The organism is Haladaptatus sp. (assembly GCF_049589095.1).
Lineage (GTDB): Archaea > Halobacteriota > Halobacteria > Halobacteriales > Haladaptataceae > Haladaptatus.
Genome location: NZ_JBAWAC010000484.1, coordinates 1 through 3,597, shown reverse-complemented (window position 1 = coordinate 3,597; position 3,597 = coordinate 1). Strand labels below are relative to the sequence as shown.

Here is a 3,597-nt window from a genome sequence, read left to right as displayed (position 1 = left end):
CGTGTCGCCGGGGAAGCCGCCGACGCCGGGTTCGATGGCGTCCACGCCGATGTCGTTCAGATATTCGAGCGCGTCTTCGAGCGATTCGCCGTACAGTGGTGGTGTGTGAACGCCGATGTCCATGTTACGAACGATTACCCCGTTCGAGAATAAAATTTTGGTGGCAACGCTTACACTCCGGGTCTCCAATCGTTTCCCATATGAGCCTCGCCGAGGAGTTCGAGTGGTTCGCCGACTGGTGTGTCGGAACGTCTCCTCTGTACGAGAAACTGGCGCGTGGCGTCGCCGACGACCCGTATCTGCTCTCGCTCGCCGAGGAAATCCCGCCGAAGCACGGCACGAAACGGACGCCCGGTGGCTTCGCGCGCTCGTCTGGCCGGAACACGAGGACCGTCATCGACTCCTTCGACAGGCCACGAACGTCGCGCGACGGCATCCGCCCGAACTTCGGCAGGGAGACGCGGTCGAAGAACTCCCCGACGTTCTCGCGGGGATTCCGTCGGACGTTCCGGTCTGCGTGTTCGACACGCAGATGCGGTATCAACTCCCGGAGACGGCACAGGACCGACTCCGGACGCGGATCGAAACTGCCGCGGAGGAACGACCGCTCCACTGGTTGTCCGGTCACGCGTCGGCGGACGAGTGGGCCAGCGCGTTCGGTCTCGAATGGTTCGACGGCGAGGAGTACCGACGGCTGCTCGCCTACGAGCAACACGGAAAATGGCTTCGGTGGGTTCGATAACTCAATCCAACTGGACTGCTTTCTCGTCCTGTGACGACCGGTAGACGGCGTCGATGACGCGCTGGACCGTGAGAGCCTGTTCGATGGTGTTCATCTTCGGTGCGACGTTGTCCCGAACCGCTTCGAAGAAGACGCGCTGTTCGGCTTTGTGGGCGTCCTCCTGGCGGGTCTTGACGTTGGTATCCGAGAAGTGGTCGGAACCGACCATGCTCGTCTCGTAGATGGTGAGCGAGTCGTCGTGCTTGTCGAAGCTCGCGCCCGCGTCGGTGCCGCGGACGAAGTACTCCTCGCTCGACGAGCGGTTGGCGGCCCACGCGACTTCGAGCGAGATTGTCTTGCCGTTCTCACAGCGGATGAACGCGGTTACGGAGTCGTCGACAGTGAACGTGCCCGAATCGGTGTCGTCGCCCCACATTTCGAGGTACGTGTAGTCGTCGCGGTCACCGAACTGCGAGCGAACCTCGCCACTGACTTCCTTCACGTCCGGGAAGTCGTGGAGGTGAAGCGCGAGGTCGATGGCGTGAACGCCGATGTCGATGAGGGCACCGCCGCCAGCGACGTCGCGGTTCGTGAACCACGAGCCACGGCCGGGGATGCCACGGCGTCGGATGTAGTTGGCTTCGACGTGACGCGTCTTCCCGAAGCGACCCTCGTCCTGGTAGCCCTTGATGACCTCGACGGGGGTCCGGAAGCGGTTGTGGAAGCCGACCATACAGAATCCCTCGGCGTTGCGGGCCGCCTCCGCGATGCGCTCCGCGCTCTCCAGCGTGTGGGCGAGCGGCTTTTCCAAAAGCACGTCGAGTCCCGCGTCGAGCGCGGAGATAGCGTACTCCTCGTGGAATTTGTTCGGCGTCGTGACGACGACGGCGTCGATGTCCGACTCGTACAGCTCCTCGTAGCTCTCGAACGAGCGGGTATCGTATTTCTCGGCGAATCGGGCGCGTGCGTCGGGGTTGATATCGACACCGCCGACGATTTCGTGGCGTAAGTCAGTGACGCGGTCGGCGTGATAATGTCCAATATTTCCGAGACCGACGAACCCAACTCGAACCGGCTCACTGGCACTCATAGTTACCGCTCACCGGTGAGACGGTGTTATTCTTTTCCTTTCGTCGTGCCACTCCGTCGTGACGGAGGGGGTCTTCGGCAGTTTTTGCCGTGGTCGAGACGAACTCGGGTGGGTAAACGGGCGCACGTCAATACAACTGCTGTTTCTTTTCTTCGCGTTCGCGCTCACGTTCTTCCTCCGCTTTTCTGTCTTTCCGGTCCGCGAGCAGTCCTCGAATACCGGGAATGATCTTGTTCTTCACGTCGAAGACGAACGACGCGATGCCGTACGCCCAGAAGAAGAACAGGAACGTACCCGCGCCCAGGTAGAACCAACCGAGTTCCGTCACCATCTCAGTCGTCCCCCTCCGCTTCCGTGCCGGTGGCCCCCGTTCCGACCGAGGCGAACTCCAGTCCGTGTGCGATGGCGTCGCCGGTCTCCGTATCGAACAGATGGATACGTTCCCGATCGAGGACGACCTCCGCTTCCTGGTCTGTTTCGATGTCCTTGTCGGGATCCACGCTCATCAGGAGCTGGTGGGAATCATCCGCTTCGGCGTCCATTCCCTCCGAACTCGCGCCGCCCGTCAGCAAGTAGACGAAAATCTCGTCGCCCATCGGTTCGAGCACGTCCGTTCGGGCCGAGATGGTGTCCGTGGGGTTCGCCACGTCGTCCGCATCGTCGAGAAGGTACACGTCTTCGGGACGGACCCCCATCGTCACCTCGTCGTCCGGCGCGACACCGCTGAGTTGGCCGGGGTCGAACTGGACGTGGTAATCCTCCGTCGCCAACCCGTTCGCGTCGATCGTTCCCTCGACGAAATTCATGCTCGGCGAGCCGATGAACCCAGCGACGAACAGGTTCTTCGGTTCGTTGTAACAGACGAGCGGGGGATCGAACTGCTGGAGTTTCCCCTGATTGATGACCGCGACGCGGTCGGACATCGTCATCGCCTCCGCCTGGTCGTGCGTGACGTAGATGATGGTCGCGTCGAGTTCCTTCTGAAGCCGCTGGAGTTCGGTCCGCATGTGAACGCGCAGTTTGGCGTCGAGGTTCGCCAGCGGCTCGTCCATCAGGAACACTTCCGGATCACGGACGATGGCGCGCGCGATGGCGACACGCTGCCGTTGGCCGCCCGACATCTCGTCCGGCATCCGGTCGAGCAGGCCTTCGAGCTGGACGATTTCGGCCGCCCGGTCAACCCGGCGGTCCACCTCGTCCGTATCGTACTTCCGGAGCCGAAGCCCGAAGCTGATGTTGTCGTACACGTCCATGTGCGGGAACAACGCGATGTTCTGGAACACCATGGCGATGCCACGGTCCTTCGGCGGGAGGGTCGTTACTTCCCGTCCGGCGATGGAAATCGTCCCATCCGTCGGAATCGTGAGACCGGCGATGGTCTCTAGGGTCGTGGATTTCCCACATCCGGACGGGCCGACGAGCGTGATGAACTCGCCGTCCTTGATCTCCAGATTCATGTCGTCGACTGCCGTTACATCATCGTACTGTTTCGAAACGTGTTCTAAGTTAACTTCACCCATTGTGTATCACTCCTTCAGTGCGCCAGAGGTGAGTCCACTGACGATTTTCTCCTGCGCGATGACGACGAGGATTGCGATGGGCAGGATGCCCACGATGCTCGCCGCCGCCATGAGGTTGTAGAACGATGCGTACTGGCCCTGGTAGCCCAGAATGCCCCACAGAAGTGGTGCCCAGTGTTTCGCCTGTCCGTCCGTCATCAGGTACGAGAAGAAGAACTCGTTGTACACGTTGATAAACGTTAGCACGCCCGCCGTGGCGACGCCGG

Annotated in this window: 4 protein-coding genes and 2 pseudogenes; 1 reads left to right on the top strand and 5 read right to left on the bottom strand. The window is 61.4% G+C overall.

The features are described 5' to 3' along the window. Nucleotides 1-123: pseudogene (locus WBV42_RS14980) on the bottom strand (sugar phosphate isomerase/epimerase); the annotation flags it as partial. Nucleotides 124-223: 100 nt separating this feature from the next. On the opposite strand from WBV42_RS14980, the gene WBV42_RS14975 reads away from it, so the two are divergent. After that, on the top strand, nucleotides 224-742 hold the full coding sequence (locus tag WBV42_RS14975; RefSeq protein ID WP_423986741.1) for a DUF2332 family protein: 519 nt from the start codon (nucleotides 224-226) through the stop codon (nucleotides 740-742). Nucleotide 743: 1 nt separating this feature from the next. Here the strand turns inward: WBV42_RS14975 and WBV42_RS14970 are convergent, their stop codons facing one another. From WBV42_RS14970 to WBV42_RS14955, 4 genes and pseudogenes are all read right to left on the bottom strand, one after another. After that, on the bottom strand, nucleotides 744-1,811 hold the full coding sequence (locus tag WBV42_RS14970) for a Gfo/Idh/MocA family protein (RefSeq protein ID WP_423986740.1): 1,068 nt from the start codon (nucleotides 1,809-1,811) through the stop codon (nucleotides 744-746). A gap of 127 nt (nucleotides 1,812-1,938) precedes the next feature. Continuing rightward, nucleotides 1,939-2,142 carry a hypothetical protein gene (locus WBV42_RS14965; RefSeq protein WP_066145511.1) on the bottom strand — a complete coding sequence of 68 codons (204 nt, stop codon included), beginning with the start codon at nucleotides 2,140-2,142 and terminating at the stop codon, nucleotides 1,939-1,941. Nucleotide 2,143: 1 nt separating this feature from the next. Continuing rightward, nucleotides 2,144-3,331, bottom strand: a complete 1,188-nt coding sequence (locus WBV42_RS14960; protein WP_423986739.1) for an ABC transporter ATP-binding protein — start codon at nucleotides 3,329-3,331, stop codon at nucleotides 2,144-2,146. Nucleotides 3,332-3,337: 6 nt separating this feature from the next. Beyond that, nucleotides 3,338-3,597: pseudogene (locus tag WBV42_RS14955) on the bottom strand (carbohydrate ABC transporter permease); the annotation flags it as partial.

Excerpts from the sequence above, each read along its gene's own strand:
- WBV42_RS14970 (WP_423986740.1), bottom strand. The coding sequence starts at position 1,811 with ATGAGTGCCAGTGAGCCGGTTCGAGTTGGGTTCGTCGGTCTCGGAAAT.
- WBV42_RS14965 (WP_066145511.1), bottom strand. The coding sequence starts at position 2,142 with ATGGTGACGGAACTCGGTTGGTTCTACCTGGGCGCGGGTACGTTCCTG.
- WBV42_RS14960 (WP_423986739.1), bottom strand. The coding sequence starts at position 3,331 with ATGGGTGAAGTTAACTTAGAACACGTTTCGAAACAGTACGATGATGTA.